This window comes from Zobellella taiwanensis (assembly GCF_003012795.1).
GTDB classification, from domain to species: Bacteria; Pseudomonadota; Gammaproteobacteria; order Enterobacterales; family Aeromonadaceae; genus Oceanimonas; species Oceanimonas taiwanensis.
This window is the reverse complement of record NZ_PXYH01000016.1, coordinates 17,145-41,329: the sequence shown is the minus strand read 5'-3', so window position 1 is coordinate 41,329 and position 24,185 is coordinate 17,145. Positions and strand designations below refer to the sequence as shown.

19 protein-coding genes are annotated in these 24,185 nt (G+C 66.4%); 3 read left to right on the top strand and 16 right to left on the bottom strand.

Annotated features, from left to right (window positions below):
* Nucleotides 1-24: 24 nt before the first annotated feature.
* The 8 genes from tldD to C7I36_RS11845 form a co-directional block, all read right to left on the bottom strand.
* Nucleotides 25-1,470 carry a metalloprotease TldD gene (tldD, locus tag C7I36_RS11880; RefSeq protein ID WP_106453924.1) on the bottom strand — a complete coding sequence of 482 codons (1,446 nt, stop codon included), beginning with the start codon at nucleotides 1,468-1,470 and terminating at the stop codon, nucleotides 25-27.
* Nucleotides 1,460-2,293, bottom strand: coding sequence for a carbon-nitrogen hydrolase family protein (locus C7I36_RS11875; protein WP_106453923.1), 834 nt, complete (start codon nucleotides 2,291-2,293; stop codon nucleotides 1,460-1,462). Before C7I36_RS11875 ends, tldD begins: the two co-directional genes overlap by 11 nt.
* A 10-nt stretch (nucleotides 2,294-2,303) precedes the next feature.
* On the bottom strand, nucleotides 2,304-6,044 hold the full coding sequence (locus C7I36_RS11870; RefSeq protein WP_106453922.1) for a YhdP family protein: 3,741 nt from the start codon (nucleotides 6,042-6,044) through the stop codon (nucleotides 2,304-2,306).
* On the bottom strand, nucleotides 6,044-7,513 hold the full coding sequence (gene rng, locus C7I36_RS11865) for a ribonuclease G (protein ID WP_106453921.1): 1,470 nt from the start codon (nucleotides 7,511-7,513) through the stop codon (nucleotides 6,044-6,046). Before rng ends, C7I36_RS11870 begins: the two co-directional genes overlap by 1 nt.
* Before the next feature lie 67 nt (nucleotides 7,514-7,580).
* Nucleotides 7,581-8,162 (bottom strand): Maf family protein, encoded by a 582-nt coding sequence (locus C7I36_RS11860; RefSeq protein WP_106453920.1) that lies wholly within the window; start codon nucleotides 8,160-8,162, stop codon nucleotides 7,581-7,583.
* 2 nt (nucleotides 8,163-8,164) lie between these two features.
* Nucleotides 8,165-8,653 (bottom strand): rod shape-determining protein MreD, encoded by a 489-nt coding sequence (gene mreD, locus C7I36_RS11855; RefSeq protein ID WP_106453919.1) that lies wholly within the window; start codon nucleotides 8,651-8,653, stop codon nucleotides 8,165-8,167.
* A complete protein-coding gene (gene mreC, locus C7I36_RS11850) occupies nucleotides 8,650-9,504 on the bottom strand; it encodes a rod shape-determining protein MreC (RefSeq protein ID WP_106453918.1) in 855 nt (284 codons plus the stop codon). The genes mreD and mreC overlap by 4 nt, the downstream gene beginning before the upstream one ends.
* Before the next feature lie 36 nt (nucleotides 9,505-9,540).
* Nucleotides 9,541-10,584, bottom strand: coding sequence for a rod shape-determining protein (locus C7I36_RS11845; RefSeq protein ID WP_106453917.1), 1,044 nt, complete (start codon nucleotides 10,582-10,584; stop codon nucleotides 9,541-9,543).
* A 169-nt stretch (nucleotides 10,585-10,753) separates the two neighbouring features.
* Here C7I36_RS11845 and C7I36_RS11840 point away from each other — a divergent pair, with 169 nt between their 5' ends.
* Nucleotides 10,754-11,665 carry a 1-aminocyclopropane-1-carboxylate deaminase/D-cysteine desulfhydrase gene (locus C7I36_RS11840; RefSeq protein ID WP_245880106.1) on the top strand — a complete coding sequence of 304 codons (912 nt, stop codon included), beginning with the start codon at nucleotides 10,754-10,756 and terminating at the stop codon, nucleotides 11,663-11,665.
* Here C7I36_RS11840 and C7I36_RS11835 read toward each other — a convergent pair.
* The 3 genes from C7I36_RS11835 to C7I36_RS11825 form a co-directional block, all read right to left on the bottom strand.
* Nucleotides 11,660-13,573: an EAL domain-containing protein gene (locus tag C7I36_RS11835; RefSeq protein WP_106453916.1), complete on the bottom strand. Its 1,914-nt coding sequence runs from the start codon at nucleotides 13,571-13,573 to the stop codon at nucleotides 11,660-11,662. The two genes, C7I36_RS11840 and C7I36_RS11835, sit on opposite strands and share 6 nt — an antisense overlap.
* Nucleotides 13,574-13,789: 216 nt before the next feature.
* Nucleotides 13,790-14,362, bottom strand: coding sequence for a single-stranded DNA-binding protein (locus C7I36_RS11830; protein ID WP_106453915.1), 573 nt, complete (start codon nucleotides 14,360-14,362; stop codon nucleotides 13,790-13,792).
* 14 nt (nucleotides 14,363-14,376) lie between these two features.
* Nucleotides 14,377-15,750: an MFS transporter gene (locus tag C7I36_RS11825; protein ID WP_106453914.1), complete on the bottom strand. Its 1,374-nt coding sequence runs from the start codon at nucleotides 15,748-15,750 to the stop codon at nucleotides 14,377-14,379.
* Nucleotides 15,751-15,897: 147 nt separating this feature from the next.
* Here C7I36_RS11825 and uvrA point away from each other — a divergent pair, with 147 nt between their 5' ends.
* Both uvrA and C7I36_RS11815 read left to right on the top strand, forming a co-directional pair.
* Nucleotides 15,898-18,726 carry an excinuclease ABC subunit UvrA gene (gene uvrA, locus C7I36_RS11820; RefSeq protein ID WP_106453913.1) on the top strand — a complete coding sequence of 943 codons (2,829 nt, stop codon included), beginning with the start codon at nucleotides 15,898-15,900 and terminating at the stop codon, nucleotides 18,724-18,726.
* Between the two features lie 18 nt (nucleotides 18,727-18,744).
* On the top strand, nucleotides 18,745-20,463 hold the full coding sequence (locus C7I36_RS11815; protein WP_106453912.1) for a PglL family O-oligosaccharyltransferase: 1,719 nt from the start codon (nucleotides 18,745-18,747) through the stop codon (nucleotides 20,461-20,463).
* Here the strand turns inward: C7I36_RS11815 and C7I36_RS11810 are convergent.
* Genes C7I36_RS11810 through C7I36_RS11790 form a run of 5 tightly spaced genes read right to left on the bottom strand, consistent with a single transcriptional unit; the run spans nucleotide 20,445 to nucleotide 24,183 of the window.
* Nucleotides 20,445-21,218, bottom strand: a complete 774-nt coding sequence (locus C7I36_RS11810; RefSeq protein ID WP_106453911.1) for a glutaminyl-peptide cyclotransferase — start codon at nucleotides 21,216-21,218, stop codon at nucleotides 20,445-20,447. The genes C7I36_RS11815 and C7I36_RS11810 overlap by 19 nt on opposite strands.
* Entirely contained in the window at nucleotides 21,215-22,024 is an 810-nt protein-coding gene (locus tag C7I36_RS11805; protein WP_106453910.1) for an ABC transporter permease, read from the bottom strand. The genes C7I36_RS11810 and C7I36_RS11805 overlap by 4 nt, the downstream gene beginning before the upstream one ends.
* Nucleotides 22,011-22,658 carry an ABC transporter ATP-binding protein gene (locus C7I36_RS11800; RefSeq protein WP_106453909.1) on the bottom strand — a complete coding sequence of 216 codons (648 nt, stop codon included), beginning with the start codon at nucleotides 22,656-22,658 and terminating at the stop codon, nucleotides 22,011-22,013. The genes C7I36_RS11805 and C7I36_RS11800 overlap by 14 nt, the downstream gene beginning before the upstream one ends.
* Complete coding sequence (locus tag C7I36_RS11795) at nucleotides 22,655-23,272, bottom strand: ABC-type transport auxiliary lipoprotein family protein (protein WP_106453908.1); 618 nt, start codon at nucleotides 23,270-23,272, stop codon at nucleotides 22,655-22,657. The genes C7I36_RS11800 and C7I36_RS11795 overlap by 4 nt, the downstream gene beginning before the upstream one ends.
* The gene (locus tag C7I36_RS11790; protein WP_106453907.1) at nucleotides 23,269-24,183 is read right to left on the bottom strand and encodes an MlaD family protein; all 915 of its coding nucleotides are present in this window, start codon (nucleotides 24,181-24,183) and stop codon (nucleotides 23,269-23,271) included. Before C7I36_RS11790 ends, C7I36_RS11795 begins: the two co-directional genes overlap by 4 nt.
* Nucleotides 24,184-24,185: the final 2 nt, after the last annotated feature.

Below are 24,185 nucleotides of genomic sequence, written 5' to 3'. Positions count from 1 at the left end.
GTTGTCGTTATCAGGGCTGGCGGCTCATTGGGTGCCGCCAACCGTCATCCGGTCCAGCTTGAGGGTCGGCTGGCCTACCCCCACCGGCACGCTCTGGCCATCCTTGCCACAGACTCCGACGCCGCTGTCCAGCGCCAGATCGTTGCCCACCATGGAAACCTGGCTCATGGCCTCGGGCCCGTTGCCAATCAGGGTGGCCCCCTTGATGGGAGCGGTCAGCTTGCCGTCTTCGATCAGATAGGCTTCGGAGGCGGAGAACACGAACCGGCCAGAGGTGATGTCCACCTGGCCGCCGCCGAAATTGGGCGCATAGATGCCCTTTTTCACACTGCGGATAATCTCCTCCGGCGGTGTCTGCCCGGGCAGCATATAGGTGTTGGTCATGCGCGGCATGGGCAGGTGGGCATAGGATTCGCGCCGGCCGTTACCGGTGGGCGCCATCTTCATCAGCCGGGCATTGAGCTTGTCCTGCATATAGCCCTTGAGCACGCCGTTCTCGATCAGCACGTTGTAGCCGCTGGCGGTGCCTTCGTCATCGACGCTGAGTGAGCCGCGCCGGTTGGCCAGAGTGCCATCGTCCACTATGGTGCACAGGCTGGAGGCCACCTGCTCGCCGATACGGCCGGAGTAGGCGGAAGAGCCCTTGCGGTTGAAATCCCCCTCCAGGCCGTGGCCCACCGCCTCGTGCAGCAACACCCCGGGCCAGCCGGCGCCCAGCACCACCGGCATGGTGCCGGCGGGGGCATCCACCGCCTCCAGGTTGACCAGGGCCTGGCGTACCGCTTCCTTAACATAGCCCAGGGCGCGCGGCTGGCCGTCCTCTTCCTCCAGGAAATAGTCATAGCCAACCCGGCCGCCGCCGCCGCTGCCGCCCCGCTCCCGCCGGCCGTTGCGCTCGGCCAGTACCGAGCAGTTAAGCCGCACCAGGGGACGCAGATCCGTGGCCAGGGTGCCGTCTGTCCCCAGCACCAGTATCTCCTCGTAGACCCCGGAAATGGAGGCGATCACCTGGGTCACCGCCGGGTCCAGGCTGCGGGCAAATGCATCCATTTGCTGCAGCAGGGCGATTTTCTGCTCGCGCTGCAGGCTGTCGAGGGGGTTCCGGCCGAGATAGCGGGCGGTCACCGGCTGCTCCCGGCCAATCTGGAAGCGGCCGTCGCCGCCGCGCTCGGCGATGCCCCGGGCGGCGGTCACCGCCTGGCTCAGGGCCGACGCGGTCAATTCGTCGGAATAGGCAAAGCCGGTCTTGTCGCCGCTGACCGCCCGCACACCCACGCCCTGCTCGATGTTATAGCTGCCGTCCTTGACGATACCGTCTTCCAGCACCCAGGACTCGTGCACACTGTTCTGGAAATAGAGATCGGCAAAATCGATCTGGTGGCGGCACAGTCGCGCCAGCTGGGCATCCAGCAAGGCCATGTCCAGCTCGTTAGGCTGCAGCAGGCTCTGGTTGATCTGTTCAATACTCATTATTGTCTCTCCACACCGCTCGCAGGCGGGCATGTTGGGCCACCGGCATTTGCCGGCGCAGGCTGTCGAGGCGCTGTCGGTCGAGGGAGGCCAGGATCAGGCCCTCGCCCCTGGGCAGGCAGGCACAAATCTCGCCCCAGGGGTCCAGAATAATCGAGTGCCCCCAGGTCTGGCGTCCCCCGGCGTGTTCGCCAAACTGGGCCGCCGCCAGCACATAGCACTGGTTCTCTATGGCCCTGGCCTGCAACAGCGGCAGCCAGTGCGCCTGGCCGGTGACCCGGGTAAAAGCCGAAGGCACCATCAGGATATCGGCGCCCCGCTCGCGCAGCGCCCGGTACAATTCGGGAAAACGCAGATCATAACAGATGGACAGCCCCAGGCGCCCGAAGGGACTGTCGACCACGCAAAGATCATTGCCAGGTGCATAGCTGTCGGACTCCCGGTAGCGGCCGTGACCGTCGGCCACGTCCACATCGAACAGGTGCAGCTTGTGATAATGGGCCACCTGCCGGCCCTGGTCATCGTACACCAGGCAGGTGGAGTGCCATCGTTCGCTGCCGTCGATCAGGGTCGGCATGGAGCCCACCACCAGCCAGATACCGAACTCCCGCGCCCAGCCGGACAGGGTGTCCTGCACCGGGCCCGATCCCAGGGGCTCCGCCCAACGCCGGACCGCGTCCCGGTTGCCGAATACCACGGCGTTTTCCGGCAGCTGTACCAGCAGCGGCCGGCCAACCGGCAACTGTTCCAGCAAGCCCGCCAGTTTTTCCTTGTTGACCGGCCAGTCGGCCGCGCCATTGAGTTGAATCGCCACCAGTTCCATGGCTTGCTCCTTATTGCTCATTCGCCAGGCGCAGGCGCTCCCTGTCTCGCCCAAGCTCGTTCACCTCGGGCTGGTCCAGGGGGCCGCTCACCCGGTAACGGATACGTGTGAATACATCTACCACAGGTCCCAGCACCTTGGACAGGGCCAGCACATAAAGACCGGTAACCGGGGTCACGGCAAAGGCCGCCAGGACCGGCAGGTTGCCGGTGAGGTGGGGAGTGAAGTCGAAACGGTAATCGAGTTGCTCCGCCACCAGGTCTATCCGGCCCTCGCCACGCAGATCCCCCGCGGCGCCTTCCAGCAGGAAGTCCTCGTTGTGCAGCACGCCGTGCTCGAAGTCGCCGCTGGCACGGATCCGATCGAAGTAGAATCCTTTTTCAAAGACATCGCGAAAATCCAGCCGCAAGCGGCGCAGCACCGAATCCACGCTCAGCGCCGACAGCAGGCCCGCGCCCCTGTCATCCAGCTCAGTCAGCACACCGGCGCCGGTCTCTGCCTCCACCCGCCCCTGCAGGCTGTCTGGCCGGGGCCGCCAGGGCAGATCCTGCCAGCCTAACTCACCCTGCAGCAGTGCCTGGGTGTCACTGAAGGGCGAAGCCTGGCCCAAGCCCTGCCACAATCCCTGCAGGGAGTGGGTGCCCCCCTGCCACTGCAGCCGGGTAATGTCACCGCCGTCGTGCTGCAGCCATTGGCCCTGGGCCGTCCCCTGCAAGAGCGGGCCGTCAAGCCAGAGTTCGCTCAGGCGGACCCCGTTTTGTCCCTCGACCGGGTCAAGCCGGAAACCGGCACCACCCAGCGCCAGCTCGCGCCAGCGGCAATCCTCGCAACGAAACTGCAGGGCTGGCAGCCGGCCAGGGTCCGGACGGACCGCGGTTCCGGCATCGCCATCACCCGGCTCGGGATCCAGCCACAAACGGCTGAATACCGCCTCGACCGGCGCCTCGCCGCCCCACTCCAGTTCACCCCGCGCCTGCTCGGCATCAATATCCAGCCGGTACCGACCGGCCTCGGCCGGCACCAGTTCGAGCCGCAATTGATCGAGCGGCTGCTGCCGGAGGCGGGCCCGCTGCGCACTAACCTCGACGCGGTATTGTTCGGGCCAGCTCAGCGCCGGGCCGGGGGCGGTATCAAGGGCAGCCAAGCCCGACCCGGCCAGTAACGCCAGCCAGTCGTCCAGCGCCAGCTCGGGCACGCGCAACGCCACATCGAGCGGCGCCCGTACCGCCGGCACCCGGGCATCGCCCCCCGTCACCCAAAGCCGCTCTATCCGGGCACCGCCAGGGCCGAACCCGAGCCGGGCGCTGGCCTCGATATCCGGCGCCAGGCTGAACGCCAGGGTTGCCCGCTCGTCGTCCCCCGACAGCCGCACCGCCAGCGGCAGGCGCGCCTCCGCCGCCTTGGCCAGGGGCGCTGGCAACCGGCTGTGCCAGCCCGTCAGGCCGGAGTCGGCCTCGAATTCATAGCTCACGCCCGCCGCCGTCAGATCCAGTTGCAACCGCCCGCGCCAGTCGGTCTCGCCGCTCACCGGCAACCGGCTCCCGGCCAGGACGTCGGCCCGCAGCCGACCCTGCATATCCAGCCCCACCCGATAGCCGTCGTCGCCGGCCCGGCCCAGGTAATCCAGCGTCAGGGGCTGGCCCAGCCAACGGGCACTCAGCCCTTCGAACCGGGTCTGCCGGTGGTCGAACAGCAACCGCCCCGATACCTCGGTCAGCGGCAAATCAAGAGGCCGGATCCGTACCCTGTTCTGGGCGAAGTCCACCTCGCCCGCCACGTCCACCTCGCCGCCCCGCAGCGGTATACCCAGTGCCAGCCGGCCAGCCAGGGGGCCGCTGACCTGGATTTGCTCCAGGGTTCGCCCCAGGGAGTCGGCCAGGGCCGACTGCTGCAGATAGGCGGTCACCGCATCGCCCTCGCCCCGGATGTCGGCGTTCAGCTCCAGCCGGGCCGCCGGCGCGAGGGGCGCGATACGGGCCGTAATGGCGCTGGCATCCACCTCGCCCAGGCGGCCGGCAGGACCGGACATGAACAGACCGTTATTTTCAAACAGCAGGTCCAGGCTGAGTCCGGTAAGGGGTTGCCAGTGGGGATTGAATTGAAATTCGGCTTCGCGCAGGGGCACTCGGGCCTGGAACAGGCCGCTGCCGTCGGCATAGGGAAAACGGTCGAGGGAGCCGTACCAGAGCACCTGGGCCTGCTCCGCCCGGCCGGCGCGGATGGCGCCCTGCAGATAGTCCACCAGCGCCGTACCCATCAGCGGTTCGGGGAAATAGGCAAACGCCCGCTCGGCCCGGTGCAAGTCCACTGTCGCCGAGGCGCTGAGCAGGGGCGCACGGTCGGCGTCCAGCTCCAGGTTGAACCAGCCCTGCAGATCCAGATCGGCAGTATCGACCCCGAGCCGGTCGCTCCACAGCCGCCAGCCGCCGGGCCGGCGCTGCCAGTGCAGCTCGGTATCCAGCCGGCGCATCGGCCAGGACTGGCGGAAGGCATCCTGATAATGCCAGTCTGCCGCCTGCCGCTGGGCCAGAGCCAGCCGGCCCTGGTCGGCGGACAGGGCGAAGGAGCCCGACAGCCCGGCGGTCTGAGGCACCCAGCCAAAGGCCCGGGTGCTGACCTGCTCCAGAGCGCCGCCGACCCGCCAGTCCCGGCCGTCAGGCCGGGCCGACAGCCAGATCCCGGTGAGTTGGCCGCGGGGAGCAATACCCGCCAGCTGGCGCGCCGCACGCGGCCAGTAATCCTCGCCCCACTGGGCCAGCAGGGCCAGATCGGTAAAGCTCATCCGATCCAGGTAGCCCCGCAGCCGTTCGGCGTCGCTGTCCAGCTGGAAATGCCAGCTCGGCCAGGACTCGCCGTCCACGCTGATGCCGATGTCCCGGCTCGCCAGTTGCCAGCCCTCGCCGGTCGGCTGCCATTGCACCCGGCCGCCATCGATGGCCACCTCATGACCGTCGCCCCAGCCAAGCCGGTTGCGCCCCAGGGTCAGCAGGCCCGCGGCCAGTTCGCCCTGGCGCCATTCCAGCCACAACTCAAATGCCAGCCGGGCCGACACGGCGTCGTCCTCGGGCCGGATGCCGGCCAGCACGGCGCCGGCATCGACGCCGTCGGCCTGCAGGTAGATGCCGCCGTCCAGCCGCTCCGGATCACCCTCGAGCCGTCCGCGAAACAGAAACTGCTGAGCGGGATCGGGACCAAAGCCGATGCGCCCCTCCCCCTGGTGCAGGCCCTCGCCATTGCGCCAGCTCAGGGTCGGCAGGTGCAGTTCAAGCAATTCCCGGCCGGGACCGGAAAGCACAAAGCGGGCGTCACGCAGCTCAAAACGGGCCATGCCCTCCAGGGCCAGGGTGCGCAGCGCGGCCAGATCGGCACCGCCCTCAGCCCCGCCGCCGGCAGGGGCCTGGGGCAGACGCAGGCCATCCAGTACCACCTCGTTGAGCACGGGCCGCCACTGGCGCAGGCTTTGCCAAAGATGGACATCGACCAGGGCGCGTTCAAGCGTAAGCGCCGGCTGCCGGGGGCGGTGCAGGCTGAGCCCCTCCAGCACCAGCACGGGGCCGTAATCCTGCCAGGACAACCCCAGCCGGCCCACCTCCAGGGTCAGGCTGTGCTCACTCAACACCCGGTCGAGCCAGTATTGGGGCCAGTTGGCCAGCACCGGCGCGCCCCAGCGCAGCAGGGTCACCAGCAGGGCCAGCACCACGGCAATTCCGGCCAGGCCGAACCAGGCCCAGCTAAGCCCCCGCCTGATCACTACATCATCACCACGTCGAACTGTTCCTGGTTGTAAAGGGGCTCGCTGCTCACCTTGACCTGCTTGCCGATAAACACCTCCAGTTCCGCCAGCATATGGGTTTCGTCCTCCTGCAGGGCGCTGGCCACGGCGCTGGAGGCATAGACCACGAACTTGTCGGCGTCATAAGCCTTGTTGACCCTCGTTATCTCGCGCAGTATCTCGTAGCTCACCGTCTCCACCGTCTTCACCCGCCCGCGCCCCCGGCACTCGGGGCACTCGCCGCACAGCACATGCTCCAGGCTTTCCCGGGTGCGCTTGCGGGTCATCTCCACCAGGCCGAGCTGGGAAAAGCCGTTGACGTTGGTCTTGGCCCTGTCCTTGCTCAGGGCCAGCTCCAGGCTGTGCAGCACCCGGCGCTTGTGATCCTCGTCGTACATGTCGATAAAGTCGATGATGATGATGCCGCCCAGGTTGCGCAGCCGCAGCTGACGCGCGATGGCCTGGGTGGCCTCGATATTGGTGTTGAAGATGGTCTCTTCCAGGTTGCGGTGGCCGACGAAGGCGCCGGTGTTGATGTCCACCGTGGTCATGGCCTCGGTCTGGTCGATGATCAGGTAGCCGCCGGACTTGAGCTCCACCTTGCGGTCCAGGGCCCGCTGGATCTCGTTCTCCACGTCGTAAAGATCGAAGATCGGCGATTCCCCCTGGTAATACTCAATTTTGCCCGACAGCTCGGGCACAAACTCATCGACGAAGGCGCGCAGGGCATCGCAGGTACTGCGGGAGTCGACCCGGATCCGGTCCAGTTCGGTGCCGACAAAATCGCGTACGATGCGAAACGCCAGCCCCAGATCCTCATACAGCATGGAGCAGGACTTGTACTTGCCCCGCCGTTCCAGGATCTTGCGCCACAGCCGCTTGAGGAAGGCCGCGTCCTGGGCCAGCTCCTGCTCGCCGATCCCCTCGGCGGCGGTGCGGATGATAAAGCCGCCCAGCTCGTCTACATAGCCGGCCGCCAATGCCTTGAGCCGCTCCCGCTCCTGCTCCGAGTCGATGCGCTGGGACACCCCCACATAGGCGCTGCCGGGCATGAACACCAGGTAGCGGGACGGCAGGGTAATGTCGGTGGTCAGGCGGGCGCCCTTAGTGCCGAGCGGATCCTTGACCACCTGCACCATGATATCCTGGCCCTGGCGCACCAGCTCGGCGATGTTGCCCGCCTGGAAATGGGCCTGTTCGCGGGTATCCACGCATTCGGTGTGGGGCACTATGTCGGAGGCATGCAAAAAGGCCGCCCGCTCGCCGCCGATATCGACAAAGGCGGCCTGCATGCCGGGCAGCACCCGGCTGACCTTGCCTTTGTAGATATTGCCGACGATGCCGCGCCTGGCCTGGCGCTCCACGTGCACTTCCTGCAGTATGCCGTTCTCCACCAGCGCCACCCGGGTTTCCGCGGGCGTCATATTGATAATCAGTTCTGCAGACATGATGGCTCCGCCAGTCGGATGAGGAATATCTTAAGCTACCACAGAATGGCGGGTATCAAGAGCGGGATCAGAGCGGCGCCAGGCCGGCCCGATCGAGCAGGGCCTCGGTTTCCACCAGCGGCAGGCCGACCACGGCGCTGTAGCTGCCATCGATACGCGCCACAAAACGTCCGCCCAAGCCCTGGATACCGTAGCCGCCGGCCTTGTCCGCCGGCTCTCCGCTTTGCCAGTAGCGGAGCATTTCCGCTGCCGTCATCGAGCGGAAACTCACCTCTGTGGTGACCAGCACCCCCTCGCAGCGCCCGTTCCAGGCCAGGGCCATGGCGGTCATCACCTGGTGGCTGCGGCCGGACAAACGGCGCAGCATGGCCAGGCCATGCTCCTGGTCGCGCGGTTTTTCCAGCACATCGCCGTCCACCACCACTATGGTATCGCCGGCCAGTACCGGCAGCGGCCGGGGCGCCAGGGCGGCACCGGCCAGCGCCTTGTCCCGGGCCAGGCGCCGGACATAGTCGGCGGCGGCCTCATCGGGACCCCGGCACTCTTCCACCGCCGGCAGCACCAGTGCGAAAGGGCGCTCCAGCAGGGCCAGCAGTTCCCGGCGGCGAGGCGAGGCGGAGGCGAGATAGAGCACCGGATCCAGGGTCATGCTCAGCTCAGGGCAAACTGGCGGCGGCACTTGCGCAGCAGCAGGAAGATCCAGGGCCAGAACACCATGCTGCTGACGATGGACCAGAAATAGTGGTAATCGAGCTGGACTTCGCTGTTGAGGTAGGCGGTCCAGAAGATCACCAGCTTGTTGAGCATCGCCAGGGCACCGACCACAAAGGACTGCTGCCAGACCGAATAGTTGCGCATACGCTGGAACTGGGACGCCGCCAGGTAAACGGGGATCACCAGCGCCAGGGCATGCACCCCCAGCACCGAGCCCAGCAGCAGATCAAGCATCAGGCCGGCCACAAAGGCGGTGCCGACGTTGGCCCGGTGCGGCAGGGCAATGCTCCAGTAAATGAGGGTGACCAGCAGCCAGTCGGGACGGAAGGGGGCGATCAGCTCGGGCAGCGGCAGGATCGACAGGATCAGCGCCAGCAACAGGCTGAGCAGGATTACCAGCCGCCCCTTAAGGGAAAAGGCACTCATGGCACCGGCTCCTCGTGGACATCGATCAGCCTGTGCTCGGGCCACAGCAGCAGCAGGTAGCGCACCCGGTCCAGGGCGGCAAAGGGCTGCACCCGGATATCGGCAAAGGGCTGGCCTTCCTCATAGCCCACATGGCTGACCCGCCCCACCGGGTAACCCTCCGGAAAACGGCCGGCCAGGCCGGAGCTGAGCAGCACATCCCCCTCCTGAATGTCGGTATTGCGGGTGATATTGTGCAGCACCAGGCGGTCCAGCTGGCCGCTGCCGCTGGCGATGGCCCGGATATCGTTGCGCGCCACCCGCACCGGTATGCCATGGCTGGTGTCGGTGATCAGCAGCACCCGGCTGGTGGTCTTGCCCACAGACGTGATCTGGCCGACCACCCCCTGCTCATTGAGCACCGGCTGGCCTTCGAACACCCCCTGCAGGCTGCCCTTGTCGATCACCACCTGGTGGGAAAAGGGATCCGTATCCACCGCCATGATTTCCGCCACCATGCGGCGGGTATCGTAATGCACCGGCGAGCCGAGCAGATCCCGCAGCCGCTGGTTTTCCTGCTCCAGATGGCGCAGGCGCAGCAGATCGTCGCGCAGCAGGAACAATTCCCGTTCCAGCCGCTCCGACTGGGCCAGCAGCGACTGGCGCGACATCAGTTGGGTGGAAGCGGAATCGAGCAGGATGCGAGGGCTGTTGGCCATGTACTGCAACGGGCTGACCAGGGAGTTAAGGTAAACCTTGGCCCCGGCGAAGGCGTGATAGCGGCTGTCCGCCACCATGAGCAACAGGCAGGCCAGCACCGCCAGGGTCAGGCGGATGGGCAGTGAGGGACCACGACCGAAAATGGGTTTCATGGCAGCAAAGGCAGGCCGGCCAAGCCGGCCTTGTCATCAGTCGTAATGGAACAGGTCCCCGCCGTGCATGTCGATCATCTCCAGCGCCTTGCCGCCACCCCGGGCCACACAGGTCATGGGATCATCGGCAACCACCACGGGAATGCCGGTTTCTTCCATCAGCAGGCGATCCAGATCCCGCAGCAGGGCGCCACCGCCGGTGAGCACCATGCCCCGTTCGGAGATGTCGGAAGCCAATTCGGGCGGGGACTGCTCCAGCGCCACCATGACGGCACTGACGATGCCGGACAGGGGCTCCTGCAGCGCTTCCAGGATCTCGTTGGAGTTGAGGGTGAAGCTGCGCGGCACCCCTTCGGCCAGGTTGCGACCCCGGACCTCGATCTCCAGCACTTCGTCACCCGGATAGGCGGAACCCACTTCATGCTTGATGCGCTCGGCGGTGGCCTCTCCGATGAGCGAACCATAGTTGCGGCGCACATAATTGATGATGGCTTCATCGAAACGATCGCCACCGATGCGCACCGACTGGGAATACACCACGCCGTTGAGCGAAATAATGGCTACTTCGGTGGTGCCGCCGCCGATGTCCACCACCATGGAGCCGGTCGCTTCGGAGACCGGCAGGCCGGCGCCGATGGCCGCGGCCATCGGCTCGTCGATCAGGTACACTTCGCGGGCACCGGCACCCAGGGCGGATTCCTTGATAGCCCGGCGCTCCACCTGGGTGGAGCCGCAGGGCACGCACACCAGCACACGGGGGCTGGGGCGGAAGAAATTGTTGTCATGCACCTGCTTGATAAAATGCTGCAGCATTTTCTCGGTGACATAGAAGTCGGCGATAACGCCGTCCTTCATCGGGCGGATGGCGGCAATATTGCCGGGTGTACGCCCCAGCATCTGTTTGGCGGCATGGCCGACGGCGGCAACACTCTGCGCCGAACCGGATCTTTCCTGGCGAATGGCCACGACCGAGGGCTCGTTCAGAACAATGCCCTGATCTTTGACATAGATAAGGGTGTTGGCCGTTCCCAGATCGATCGAGAGATCGTTGGAGAACATGCCTCTGAGCTTTTTAAACATATGCTGAAGGGGATCCTGGATTGAGAAACCGGAAAATTCGGCTAACTTTACCAACGCAACCCGCCGCTAGCAAGGCGCAACCTTGGCCAAAGCCACCACCGGCGGTTATGAGTTTTAATAAACCGATAAGTTCCTTACACTTGCCGCAAACGCCTTTTTATTTACGACCGTGTCCCGACTTCAACGCTGGCAGCGCCTGTTCGACCAGGCCTCCCCCTCGCCCCTGCAGTCCCTGCAGCATCCCCTGCTCGAACGACACCGGCTGCGCCTGTGGATCAAGCGCGACGATCTGTTGCACCCGCGCATTTCCGGCAACAAGTGGCGCAAGCTCAAGTATGTGCTGCGCCAGGCGCTGACGGAGCACGCGCAAGGCCTGCTGAGCTTCGGCGGGGCCTGGTCCAATCACCTGCATGCCCTGGCCGCCGCCGGACAAGCGCTCGGCCTGCCCACTGTGGGGATCGTTCGCGGCGAGCCGGCCAGTGCCGCCAACCCGACCCTGAGCGATGCCGCCGCCTGGGGCATGGCCCTGCGCTTTGTCAGCCGCCAGGACTACCGCCGCCGCCAGGATCCGGACTGGCTGGCGGCCCTGGCCGCCGGCCATAGCGGCTTTTACCTCATTCCCGAGGGGGGCAGCACCGCCCTGGCCCTGCCCGGCGTGGCGGAACTATGGCGGGAGTTGCCGGCAGTGGATCAGGTGATCCTGCCGGTGGCCAGCGGCGGCACCCTGGCGGGACTGCTCACGGCGCGGCCGGCCGGCACCCGGATCACCGGTTATGCCGTGCTCAAGGGCGCCGGCTGGCTGGCCCGGACGGTATCGGCACTGTATCCCCCGGCCACCCTGGATCCGGGCTGGCAACTGCGGCTGGAGCATCATGGCGGCGGCTACGCCAAATGCCCGGCCCAAGACCGGCAGCGCATCCTCGAACTGGCCGCCGAGCTGTCGGTTCCCCTGGAGCCGGTGTACAGCGGCAAGGCCATACTGGGGTTGTTCCGGGACATTGAAGCCGGCCGCTATCCCGCCGGCAGCCGCCTGCTGTTTGTGCACACCGGCGGCCTGCAGGGCGCGCGCGGCGGCTTATAGCAACCCGAACCGCTCGGGACGGCCAAAGTAGTATCCCTGGCCGCCATATACGCCCAACTGGCGCAGGCACTCCCACTCGGCTTCCGTTTCCACCCCTACCGCTATCACCCGGGTATGGCCGCCGATGCAGTTGCCCACCAGGCTGCGCACCGCCATCTGATTGACCGGTTTGCGCTCTATGTCCCGCACCAGGCTGGGGTGCAACTTGAGATAATCCAGCTCGTAGTCCTTGATGTACTGGGTGCTGACCACATCCTGGCCCGCATGATCCACCGCCAGCCGGCAGCCGAGCGCCTTGAGCGCCCGCAGCGGCTTGATCAGCGCCTGGAAATGGCGGCTGACCTGGGCTTCCGACAGCTCGATCACCAGCTCGCCCAACTGGGACTTGGGCAACTGGATCAGCTCGAAGATCAGCCAGCGGTGGAACCCCCGGTTGAGCAGGCTGGCCGCCGACAGGTTGACCGCCAGGGTGGCGCGCCGGTCGCTTTCCTGCAGCAAGGTCAGGCAACGGAGCATGATATTCCGGTCCAGCTCCTGCAGCAGGCCGCATTTTTCCGCCATGGGGATAAAGTGGCCCGCCGCCAGCTCCCGCCCCTGCTCGTCCATCATCCTGGCCAGCAATTCATGGGCGATCGGCGGCTGCCCCGAGCCGGTATGGATCCCCTGGCGGTCGAGCAGCAGGCTGTCCTGCTCCAGCTGGCGCCCCAGCAGTGTGCGCCAGCGCACTGTCCCCTTGCCGCTGCTTTCCTCGGTGACACCCTTGTAATACATGAAGTAACCGTCGCCGCCCTGCAGGTTCGCACTGCGCAAAGCCAGTTCGGCCTCCTCCTCCACCTGGGTGAGCTGCTCGCCAAAGCGGAAGCAAACCCCGCCAATAAACAGCGCCGGCTCGCGGATGTCGTCGGGCCAGTGCAGCCGCAGCAGCAGTTTCATTACCTGGCGGGCAGCGTCGAGGGCCTCGCTTTCCACCAGGTTGGGAAACAGCAGGGCAAAGGTATTGCCGGTATAGCGGGCCTGAAGGGCGCCGGGATAACGGCGGATCAGGTGGCCGAGGTAAACGGAGGCGGACGACAGCAGTTCGTCGCCCCGCTCGTAACCCAGGTTGTAGTTGATGTATTCCAGATCCTGCAGCTCCACCAGCAGCAGGGCGCCGGAATGGCTGGCCGGATCGTTGAGCGCCGCCTCCAGCCGGTTGTCGAAAAATACCCGGTTGCCGATACGGATCTTTTTATCCACGAACACATTGGCGCGGATGAAGGTATCGAAGCGGCTGCGTTCCTTGCGGGCGTCCTTGAGTTCCAGCATCAGTTTGTCGAGCGCCTGGCTGGCATGATGTGGCCACTCTTCCCCGGGATTGTGCTGCAACATGTTGATCTTGCCGTCGAGGATCAACTGGCCGCGCAAATCGAGCAGCTCGGCGCCGCGCAACTGGCGTCGGAACCAGCGCAGGCTGAACAGCAGGCCGACAAACACCAGCAGGATGGCGGCACTCAGCCCGGATACCGCCGCCAGGGAATGATCGATTTCGTAGAAGGGCGGACGCAGTACCAGTTGCACGCTCAGGCCTTGGTGGGCGGTGAGGGGACGCCGGTATTCCAGGGACAACTCGCTGTCCGACAGCCGGCTGTCGGCCTGGTAGCGGTACAGTACCCGGTCGCCGCGCAACACCGAAAAGTCGATGATGTCGTTGACGTCGAGCAGGGCAGGCAGCCAGCGATCTATGCTGTCCTGGCGCGCTTCCCCGGGATGCCAGCCTTCATTGACCAGGCGCACCACCGAGTCCACCTGCCGTTTCTGGTAGGCCGTTCCCATCTGGTAAAAGCTGATCCCGGCGCCAACCAGCACCATCAGCACGGCCGCCAGCACACAGAGGGTAATGGTGGCGATAAACTGGTTGGTAAATTTCATCGTTGTCCCTGTCGACCGCCTGGGGTCCGCTGTTTCCCTGTCCGGCAGTTATCGCAGACCCGGGTGGGGCCTGGCAACCAGACTTTTCCATTATCGCCGCTTCGCCAGCAAAACCGGGCACACCGAGTCAGCCACTGGCGCGTCAACCATAAAAAAGCCCCGCAAACCGGGGCCTTGGAGTGAAATCCAGAGAGCAATGAACTGAACACGGCGCACTCAGAACGGGATATCGTCATCGAAGTCCATTGGCGGCTCATTGTACACCGGCGGCTGGCTCTGGGGCTTGCTGGCCGGCTGCGGGCTCTGCTGGCCATACTGGGGGGCCTGTCCCTGGGGCTGACCACCCTGCTGGTTCCAGTTGCCTTGGCCGCCCTGATTACCACCGGACTGCTGGCCCCAGTTGCCCTGGCCACCGCCCTGGGGAGCACCACTACCCTGGGGGCGTCCTCCCAGCATCTGCATGGTGCCACCCATGTCCACCACCACTTCGGTGGTGTAGCGATCCTGGCCGCCCTGATCCTGCCACTTGCGGGTCTGCAGCCGGCCTTCCACGTAGACCTGGGAACCCTTGCGCAGGTATTCACCGGCAATTTCCGCCAGCTTGCCGAAGAACACCACCCGGTGCCATTCGGTCCTTTCCTTCTGCTCGCCGCTCTGCTTGTCGCGCCAGGTTTCGCTGGTGGCCAGGGTAATGTTGGCCACCGCATTGCCGTTGGGCATATAGCGCACTTCGGGATCCTGGCCCAGGTGGCCGATCAGGATGACTTTATTGATGCCTCTATTGGCCATAACTCGCTCCGTACTCACAGGTTGATCAGGCGCCTGGCCTGATCCAGTTCAAAAATCTTGCCGTCCACCTTAAGGTAGGCGGCCCCTTCCTCGGGGATAATCAGGGCTTCATGCACGCCGGGCAGGGCCATCAGCCGCTGCAACAGCCGCTCGCGGGCATCCTTGCTTTCTATATTAACACCGATGGGCAGGATGTGAGACCGCACCTGGCTGACGTTGGCCATGCCCGCCGCCAGCCAGAACCAGAACGCCATGGTCAGAGCCACCAGCAGGAAAACGCCGGCGCCGCCCAGTTGCTGGAACAGCAGCCCGCCCAGCACACCGCCGAGAAAGGCACCCAGGAACTGGCTGGTGGAATAGATGCCCATGGCGGTGCCCTTGGCCCCCGCCGGCGCCAGCATCGACAAAAAGGCCGGCAGCGAGGCCTCCATAAAGTTGAAGGCGGTGAAATACAGCACCATGGCCAGGGCCAGCAGCCACAGCTGGCCCTGGCCCACCGCCATCAGCACCAGGGCCACCATCATCACCAGGATGGAGGCCTGGAACAACGGCTTGTTGAGGTTGCGCCGGGCCCCCAGGATCAGGAAGGGAATGATCAGCAGGAAAGACAACAGCAGCGCCGGCAAATACAGCCACCAGTGCCGCTCCGCCGCCAGGCCGGCGTCGAGCAGGGTCAATGGAAAGGCCACGAACACGGCGGTAAGGGTCAGGTGCAACAGCATAATGCCGAAGTCGAGGCGCAGCAGCTGTTTGTCCTTCAATAACCGGCCGAACAACTCGGGGGCGGCGGTCACATCGCGGATCTGGCCCTTGCTGGCCGAGGCCGGCAACAGAAAGCGCACCATGGCCATACCCACCAGCGCCAGCAGCGCCGTGGTCCAGAACACCCCGGACAGGCCGAACCAGGCCGCCAGCAAGGGACCGGCCACCATGGCCAGGGCGAAGGAAATGCCGATGCACACCCCGATGATGGCCATCGCCTTGGTGCGGTGCTCTTCCCGGGTAATATCGGCGGCCAGCGCCAGTATGGCGCCGGCAATGGCGCCGCTGCCCTGCAGCACCCGGCCGGCCACCACGCCGTATACCGAGTCGGCCAGGGCCGCCACCACCGAGCCCAGGGCAAACAGCGCCAGGCCGGCGTAGATCACCGGCCGCCGGCCGATGCGGTCCGACAGCCAGCCGGCGGGAATTTGCAGCACCGCCTGGGTCAGGCCGTAGGCACCGATGACAATACCGACCCACAATGGCGAAAAGCCGACCAGATCCTGACCATAGAGCGCAAATACCGGCATGATCATAAAGAGACCCAGCATCCGCATGCCGAAGATGCCCGCCAGGGTAAAGGAGGCCCGCCGTTCGCGAGGACTGAAGCCGTGCTGGTCGCTCATGGTTATCCTTCCGCCGTCCGTCTGAATCATAAAAGGCGGCTAGTTTAGCACGGAGGCACTGTCAAGATTAATCCCTATCGTCCCCTTGGCTGTCTATTCATCCAGTGCCATACTAGCCGGTCGAATTTACACCAAGGTCATGCTCAGATGGATAAAATCGAAGTTCGCGGCGCCCGCACCCACAACCTGAAGAACATCAGCCTGGAACTGCCCCGGGACAAACTCATCGTGATCACCGGCCTGTCCGGCTCGGGCAAGTCTTCCCTCGCCTTCGATACCCTCTACGCCGAGGGCCAGCGCCGCTACGTCGAATCCCTCTCGGCCTATGCCCGCCAGTTCCTTTCGCTGATGGAAAAGCCGGACGTGGACCATATCGAGGGGCTGTCGCCGGCCATCTCCATCGAGCAGAAGTCCACTTCCCACAACCCGCGCTCCACCGTGGGCACCATTACCGAAATCTACGACTACCTGCGGCTGCTGTTCGCCCGGGTGGGCGAGCCCCGCTGTCCCAGCCACGCCCTGCCGCTCACCGCCCAGACCATCAGCCAGATGGTGGACAAGGTGCTGGAACAGCCCGAGGGCACAAGGCTGATGCTGCTGGCGCCGGTGGTACGCAACCGCAAGGGCGAGCACAGCAAGCTGCTCGACAACCTGGCGGCCCAGGGCTTTATCCGCGCCCGCATCGACGGCGAGGTGTGCGACCTGTCGGATCCGCCCGCCCTCGAGTTGCAGAAGAAACATACCATCGAAGTGGTGGTGGACCGCTTCAAGGTGCGCGAGGATCTGCAACTGCGGCTGGCGGAGTCCTTCGAAACCGCACTGGAGCTGTCCGGCGGTATCGCCTCTGTGGTGGCCATGGACGACCCGGAAGCCGAACCCCTGGTGTTCTCCGCCAACTTCGCCTGCCCCGAGTGCGGCTATTCCATCGCCGAGCTGGAGCCGAGGCTGTTTTCCTTCAACAACCCGGCGGGCGCCTGCGACCATTGCGACGGCCTGGGCGTGCAGCAAATCTTCGATCCGGACAAGGTGATCAGCAACCCGGAACTGAGCCTGTCCGGCGGCGCCATCCGCGGCTGGGACAAGCGCAGTTATTACTACTACCAGATGCTCAAGTCCCTGGCAGACCACTACGGCTTCGACCTGGAGCAGCCCTTCGAGCAGTTGCCCAGGGATATCCAGAAGGCGGTGCTGTACGGCTCGGGCCGTACCAGCATCGAATTCAAGTACATGAACGACAGGGGCGACGTGCTGGTGCGCAAGCATCCCTTCGAGGGCATATTGCACAATATGGAGCGCCGTTACCGGGAGACCGAGTCCAACTCGGTGCGGGAAGAGCTGGCCAAGTACCAGACCAACCGCGCCTGCCCCAGTTGCCAGGGCACCCGGCTGAAGGAAGCGGCGCGCCACGTCTATGTGGCCGATCACAACCTGCCCAGGGTGGCCGACATGGCCATCGGCGAGGCCCATGCCTTTTTTACCGGGCTGCAGCTGGCCGGTCAGAAGGCCCAGATCGCCGACAAAATCCTCAAGGAAATCGTGGAGCGGCTGGGTTTTCTGGTCAACGTGGGGCTCAACTACCTCAGCCTGTCGCGCAGCGCCGAAACCCTGTCCGGCGGCGAGGCCCAGCGCATCCGCCTGGCCAGCCAGATCGGCGCCGGCCTGGTGGGGGTGATGTATGTACTCGACGAGCCCAGTATCGGCCTGCACCAGCGCGACAACGAGCGGCTGCTGAGCACCCTCACCCATTTGCGGGATCTGGGCAACACCGTGATCGTGGTGGAGCACGACGAGGACGCCATCCGCGCCGCCGACCATGTGCTGGACATCGGCCCCGGCGCCGGGGTGCACGGCGGCCAAATCGTGGCCCAGGGCACCCCGGCCGAGGTGATGGCCAACCCGGACTCGCTCACCGGCGCCTACCTCTCGGGGCGGGAACGGATCGCCGTGCCCGAACGGCGCACCCCGCCCGGGGAACACTGGCTGGAACTCAAGGGCGCCCGGGGCAACAACCTGAAGGATGTCGACCTCACACTGCCGCTGGGGCTGATGACCTGCGTCACCGGGGTATCCGGCTCGGGCAAGTCGACCCTGATCAACGACACCCTGTTCCCCCTGGCCCACCGGGAGCTGAACAAGGCCACCGTCAGCCAGCCGGCCCCCTACCGGGAGATCCTCGGCCTGGACCGGCTGGACAAGGTAGTGGACATCGACCAGAGCCCCATCGGCCGCACCCCCCGCTCCAACCCGGCCACCTACACCGGTATTTTCACCCCCATCCGCGAGCTGTTTTCCGGCACCCAGGAGGCCCGGTCCCGGGGTTACAAGCCGGGCCGCTTCTCGTTCAACGTCAAGGGCGGCCGCTGCGAGGCCTGCCAGGGCGACGGGGTGATCAAGGTGGAGATGCACTTCCTGCCCGACGTCTATGTCCCCTGCGACGTTTGCAAGGGCAAGCGCTACAACCGGGAAACCCTGGAGATCCAGTACAAGGGCAAGAGCATCCATGAGGTGCTGGAGATGACGGTGGAGGAGGCCTGCGACTTCTTCGCCCCGGTGCCGGCCATCGCCCGCAAGCTGCAGACCCTGATGGACGTGGGCCTGTCCTATATCCGCCTGGGGCAGTCGGCCACCACCCTGTCCGGCGGCGAGGCCCAGCGGGTCAAGCTGGCCCGGGAATTGTCCAAGCGCGACACCGGCCAGACCCTCTATATCCTGGACGAGCCCACCACCGGCCTGCACTTCCACGACATCCAGCTGCTGCTGCAGGTGCTGCACCGGCTGCGGGATCACGGCAATACGGTGGTGATCATCGAGCACAACCTGGACGTGATCAAGACCGCCGACTGGATAGTGGACCTGGGGCCCGAGGGCGGCAGCGGCGGCGGCCGTATCCTGGTGACCGGCACCCCGGAGCAGGTGGCGGAGCATGAAGGCTCCCACACGGCCCGTTTTTTACAGCCTATGCTGAAAGGGCGCTAACTCTCGATGGAGTCAGGGATGACCCGAATCTCTTTGCCTTACCTCTGGTTCTGGTGTTTCGCCGCCTGGGCGCTGGGCGGCATGCATTTCTTTATGCACAACCCCGGCGGCGCCGGCCTCTACCTGCCCTTTAACATGACCGGCTGGATCTTCGTCGCCCTGATGACAGGCCTGGGCCTGTGGCAGCTGACCCTCAACCAGGCGGTATGTTACAGCCGCTTTCATCTGTGGTGCTGGCTGCTCCTGGCCCTGTTGCTGGTGCCCCTGCTCTATCCCGACAGCCCCTTCGCCGACCACGCCCTGCCCCGCCTGGCCGGCCTGGCAGGCGGCCTGCTGTTCTGGTTCGCCCTGCTGCAGTGCCGCTTCGATGACGCGGGCCGCTGGCGCCTGTTGTACCTGCTGCTGGCGGCGGTCAGCCTGGAACTGCTGCTCGGCCTGGTACAGTATTATCTGCTGACCCCGGGCAACTGGATTGGCTACAACACCCAGACCAATCGCCCCTACGGCATCTTCCAGCAGCCCAACGTCATGGCCAGTTTTATGGCCACCGGCCTGGTGCTGGCCTGGTATCTCTGGCTGGAGGACAGGCGGGCGCACCCGCCGGTACGACGGCTCTGGCTGGGCACCGTGATCGCCGGTACCGCCCTGCTGCTGGTGGTGCTGCAGTCCCGGGTCGGCCAGCTCGGCGGCCTGGTGGGCCTGCTGCTGCTGCTGCCCCTGGCCTGGCATAAACACCGCAAGGCCTGCCTGGGGCTGCTGGCCCTCACCGCCTTCGGCCTGGCGCTCGGCCTGCTGTCCATGGCACTGGTGGACGGGGTGCAACGCGGCCTGGAGGTATACACCAATCCGGGCGTGCGCCGCCATTACTGGCTGCAAAGCCTGGCATTGATCGCCCAGCATCCCTGGACCGGGGTCGGCTACGGGGACTTCGAGCGGCAATTCATGGAGTTTTACGCCGCCCGGCGGGAGCGGCTGCCGGCCCTGCCCCCCATGGAGCCCAACCTGGACCATCCCCACAACGAGTTGCTGTACTGGGGAGTGGAAGGCGGCCTGCTGCCGATGCTGGCTATCCTGCTGGCGGCGCTGGCCTTTGTACGCCTGCTGGCCCGGGCTCCCTGGCGCCAGGCGCTGGCCCTGGCGGCCCTGGTGTGGCCCATTGCCCTGCACAGCCAGACCGAGTATCCCTTCTACCATTCCCTGGCCCACTGGATAACCCTGCTCACCCTGGTTGCCTGGATTGACCTGCGCCTGGGCGAGCCGCAGCAAAAAACCTACCGCCCCTGGCTGCTGGCCCGTTTCGCCGCCCTGCTGATACCGGCGCTGGTGCTGCCCTTCATGCTCACCGGGCTGCACACCGCCCGGGTGGTCACCCAGTACGAACGGGGCGGCGCCCGTGAGCCGGCGCTGCTGCTGGCGGCCAGCAACCCCATGGCCTGGCTGACCCGGCTGGAGTTCAACGCCATGTCGCTGCGGCTGTCGGTGGGCGCGGCCCGCCAGGATACGGACGCCTTCCAGGCCTATCTCGACTGGGGCCGGGAGTTCGTACGCCACACGCCCAGGGCTAATATCTACTACAACATGGTGCTCGCCCTGAACCGGCTCGACCGGCCCGAGGAAGCCGCGCAACTGCTGGCTCAGGCCCGTTATTACTATCCGCGGGAGCCCCTGCTGCGCCAGGACAACATCAGCCAGGCCCTGCAATCCCTGGAGCAGGGCGTTCAGTCCGCCGCCGACTGAACGAAGCGGACCTTGAACAGCCGGGGCCAGAGCTTGCCGGTGAGATAAAAGACATCCTGCCCGGGATCCCGGGCGATGCCGTTCAGCACCGCCTCCCTGTCCGCCGGCCGCTCGCTCAGGGGCAGCAGGGCAGAGGCATCGATCACCGCATCGACACGGCCGCTCGCCTTGTGGATACGCAGTATGTGGTGGTCGTGCCAGACATTGGCATAGACATGCTCCCCCACACAGGCCAGTTCGTTGAGCCGGTATTGGGGCTCGCCGTCCAGGGTGACCGCCAGCCGCTCCAGCAGGGTGAAGTCGCCGGCGTCCCGGCGCTGCAGCGAGGCGGAGCCGTCGCTCATCCACAGCGCTTCACCGTCGTGGCACAGGCCCCAGCCTTCGCCCTCATAGGAAAAATGCCCCGCCGGGGCAAAATCATCCCGCCGCCACACCAGGGCCAGGCCCTCGCGCCAGGTCAGCTGGATCAGCCGATCCCCTACCAGGGCCAGCCCCTCGCCGAACAGATGCCTGGCCAGCCCGATCCGACGCAGCACCTCGCCGCTGTCCGGGTCCAGTTGCCGCAGTTCCGAGCGGCCGTAACGCCCGGTACTCTCGTACAACTGCCCCCGATGCCACAATAGCCCCTGGGTAAAGGCATCGGCGGCCTTGGGCAACACCGCCAGCACCTCGACCTCCAGCCGCTCGGCCGGTTCGGCCTGGGCCCACCCGCCGCCAAACAGGGCGAGCAACAGGCACAGCCATCCGGTCTTCATCCCTTGCTCCGCGGGGGCGCCAGCCGGTCCAGCCGCAGCCGCTCGCGCTCGTCGAACAGCCGGCGGCTGGCCAGGGTCACCGCCAGCAGGGTGCCGAAGCCGGTGGCGGCGGTGATGGCGAACATCACCAGGATCTGGTATTTCACCGCCACCGCCGGCGGGCTGCCGGCCAGTATCTGGCCGGTCATCATGCCCGGCAGGCTGACCACGCCCGCCGCCGCCATGCCGTTGATGGTGGGGATCAGGCCGCCGCGCATGGCGTCCCGCCGCAGATCCCCCACCGCCTCCTGCCAGCGCTGGCCCAACATCAGCCGTCCCTCGATCAGCGCCCGCTGGCGCCAGACCCCTTCGGTCAGCCGGTCCAGACTGAGCGCCACCCCGGTCATGGTATTGCCGAGCATCATGCCCAGCAGGGGAATGGCGTACTGGGGGGTATACCAGGGCTCTGGCCCGATGATCAGGGTCAGAGAGAGCACCGTCACGGTAAATGCCGACAACAGCATCGAAAAGGTGCCTATCCCCAGGGTCCAGGCGCCGTTCAGCCGGCGCTGCTGGCGGGCCATCACCTCCCGCCCGGCGATCAGCAGCATGGCGGTGGCCATCAGCACCACCCAGTACAGCGCCGAGGTGGCAAACAGCGCCTCCAGCACCAGGCCGATCAGGGCCAGTTGCAGCACGGTGCGCAGGGCCGCCACCAGCAGGCTGCGCCCCACCGCCAGCCGGGCAACATGGGTGCAGGCGGCCAGGGCCACTATCATCAGCGTAGCCAGGGCCAATTGCCACCAGCTCAGTTCAACCACTCCCATCGTCTTGCTCCAGCCGGTGGTCGTGGATCCGGTAGTGGCGATCCGCCACCCGGGCGATCTGGCCCGGATCGTGGCTGATCCAGACCACCGGCAAGCCGGCTGATCTGGCCCAGTGGAGGATCCAGCGTTCCGTCCGCTCGGTCAGCCTGGGATCCAGGTTGGCGGTGGGTTCGTCGAGCAGCAAGGCCCTCGGCTGTCGGGACCAGGCCCGCAGCAGGGCCAGCCGCTGCTTTTCGCCGGAGGACAGCCGGCTCACCTGCCACTCCTCAACAGCCTCGGCAAAACCCAGCGCCGCCGCCGGCTCGCCACAGGGCAGGTTCAGATGATCGCCGACCCGCTCTCCCCACCACTGGCTGTCGGCGGGTACCAGCATCACCCAACCCCGCCAGCAATGCCCCTTCACCCGGGACTGGCACAGCTCCCCCAGCCAGATCTCGCCGCCGTGGGCATCCAGATCGGCCACAGCCCTGAGCAACCGGCTCTTGCCCGAGCCGGAGGGACCGGACAGACAGAGGATCTCGCCGGGGGCCACCGTCAGGGAGACCGGTGCCAGCGTGCCCACCTGCAGTTGATCCAGCCGAAGCCCGGAGGCTGGCGGCGGTATGGGATGCCAGGAGTCGACAGCCCGGCTCATCGCAAATCCTTCGTCATGCCCTGGGCCAGGCTCCAGTCGATCAGCTCCCTCGCCAGGCGATCCGCCGCCCGGCCCAGGGCGGCCACCGCCTCCGCCTCGGCGGGGCCGGCCATCGGCGCCTGGGCCTCGAACCGCCGGCTGGCCAGGATCCGCCGGCTGCCGCTATCCACCAGCCGGGCGTCGTAGCGGATCACCGCCACCGGACCGCCCTCCCGCATCTCCACGTTCAGGGCGCGCAACACCCCGCCCAGCTCCAGCCCGGCCTGCAGGCCGTCGCCGTCGCTGCTGAGCCGGGCCACCCGGCCGTCGCGCCAGAAGGCATCCAGCAGCCAGTCCCGCCACAGCAGCGGCATGGGCGCGGCCCAGCGGGCCCGGGGATAGGCCTGGTAGCGGTGGTCCGCGGTCAGCACCAGCAGGCGGTTGCCGCCCAGGGCATCGGTGGTGGCGGGCCGGGCCAGGCGCAGCGCCGCCAGCTGAGTTCCTTTCCGGACTTCGGCCGCCGGGGGCTGGCCGGACGGGGGCAGCCGGTACAGGGCCACGGGAGTGGGCTCGGGCAATACGCTGCAGGCCCCCAGCAGGATGGACAGCGATAGGCAAAACAGGACCCGGATCATGGCTTGAACTCCTCAATGTCGTCGCGGCCGAGCAGGTAGCCGGCGGGATCCTGCTCCAGCCGGCGGGCGATGTCGCCCAGGGTGGCCAGGGTCCGGCGCAGTTCCTGGATGGCCGGCCCCAGCTCGGCCAGGCCCTGCAGGCCCCCGTCCAGGGCCGGCCGGTTGTCGGCCAGCAGGGCGTCCAGCCGGCGGCTCGTCCGCTCCAGGTTGGCCAGGGCGGCGGCGGCGCTGGCCAGCATGGGCTCGCCGTGGCGGCCGACCTGGGCATCGAGCCGGGCCAGCAGTCGCTGCAACTGGTCGCCGGCCCCGGCGAGGCTTTGCAGGCCGGCGGCCAGGCTGTCCTGCTGGGCCGCCAGGGTGCTGGTGGTGGCGTCCAGGTTGGCCAGCACCCGGCCCAGATGGCGGGCGTTGTCTGCCGACAGCATGCGGTTGGCGTTGTCCACCAGGGTGGTGATGGCCAGCAGCAGCTCTTCGCTGTTGAGCCGCAGCCGGGCCAGGGGCGAAGGCTCGGCGACGATCACCGGGATCTCGTCGTCCCGGGCCAGCAGCGGGCTTTCCGGCGAACCCTGGCTCAGCTCGATGTGGGCGGCGCCGGTGATGTTGGTCAGGGCCAGGCGGGCGCGGGTGTCGGTCTTGACCGGCGCGTCGCCGGCGATGCGCACCCGGGCCCAGACCTGGCGGGGATCGTCCGGATCCAGGGTCAGGCGTTCCACCTCCCCCACCCGGATGCCGCTGTACTGCACGGCGCTGCCCACCGACAGGCCGGACACCGGCTCCCGGAACAGGATATCGTAGCGGCGGGCATCCCGCTCGCCGCCGGCCTTGGCCAGCCAGAGCGCGAACAGCAGCGCGGCCGCGGCCACCGCCAGGGTAAAGACCCCGATCAGTACATGATGGGCCCGGGTTTCCATGG

What these genes read in the sequence shown, in the direction of transcription:
- C7I36_RS11790 (WP_106453907.1), bottom strand. Translation starts at nt 24,183, where the DNA reads ATGGAAACCCGGGCCCATCATGTACTGATCGGGGTCTTTACCCTGGCG.
- uvrA (WP_106453913.1), top strand. Translation starts at nt 15,898, where the DNA reads ATGGATAAAATCGAAGTTCGCGGCGCCCGCACCCACAACCTGAAGAAC.
- mreD (WP_106453919.1), bottom strand. Translation starts at nt 8,653, where the DNA reads ATGAGTGCCTTTTCCCTTAAGGGGCGGCTGGTAATCCTGCTCAGCCTG.
- C7I36_RS11875 (WP_106453923.1), bottom strand. Translation starts at nt 2,293, where the DNA reads ATGGAACTGGTGGCGATTCAACTCAATGGCGCGGCCGACTGGCCGGTC.
- C7I36_RS11800 (WP_106453909.1), bottom strand. Translation starts at nt 22,658, where the DNA reads ATGAGCCGGGCTGTCGACTCCTGGCATCCCATACCGCCGCCAGCCTCC.
- C7I36_RS11825 (WP_106453914.1), bottom strand. Translation starts at nt 15,750, where the DNA reads ATGAGCGACCAGCACGGCTTCAGTCCTCGCGAACGGCGGGCCTCCTTT.
- C7I36_RS11835 (WP_106453916.1), bottom strand. Translation starts at nt 13,573, where the DNA reads ATGAAATTTACCAACCAGTTTATCGCCACCATTACCCTCTGTGTGCTG.
- rng (WP_106453921.1), bottom strand. Translation starts at nt 7,513, where the DNA reads ATGTCTGCAGAACTGATTATCAATATGACGCCCGCGGAAACCCGGGTG.
- tldD (WP_106453924.1), bottom strand. Translation starts at nt 1,470, where the DNA reads ATGAGTATTGAACAGATCAACCAGAGCCTGCTGCAGCCTAACGAGCTG.
- mreC (WP_106453918.1), bottom strand. Translation starts at nt 9,504, where the DNA reads ATGAAACCCATTTTCGGTCGTGGTCCCTCACTGCCCATCCGCCTGACC.
- C7I36_RS11845 (WP_106453917.1), bottom strand. Translation starts at nt 10,584, where the DNA reads ATGTTTAAAAAGCTCAGAGGCATGTTCTCCAACGATCTCTCGATCGAT.
- C7I36_RS11795 (WP_106453908.1), bottom strand. Translation starts at nt 23,272, where the DNA reads ATGATCCGGGTCCTGTTTTGCCTATCGCTGTCCATCCTGCTGGGGGCC.
- C7I36_RS11860 (WP_106453920.1), bottom strand. Translation starts at nt 8,162, where the DNA reads ATGACCCTGGATCCGGTGCTCTATCTCGCCTCCGCCTCGCCTCGCCGC.
- C7I36_RS11805 (WP_106453910.1), bottom strand. Translation starts at nt 22,024, where the DNA reads ATGGGAGTGGTTGAACTGAGCTGGTGGCAATTGGCCCTGGCTACGCTG.
- C7I36_RS11830 (WP_106453915.1), bottom strand. Translation starts at nt 14,362, where the DNA reads ATGGCCAATAGAGGCATCAATAAAGTCATCCTGATCGGCCACCTGGGC.
- C7I36_RS11810 (WP_106453911.1), bottom strand. Translation starts at nt 21,218, where the DNA reads ATGAAGACCGGATGGCTGTGCCTGTTGCTCGCCCTGTTTGGCGGCGGG.
- C7I36_RS11815 (WP_106453912.1), top strand. Translation starts at nt 18,745, where the DNA reads ATGACCCGAATCTCTTTGCCTTACCTCTGGTTCTGGTGTTTCGCCGCC.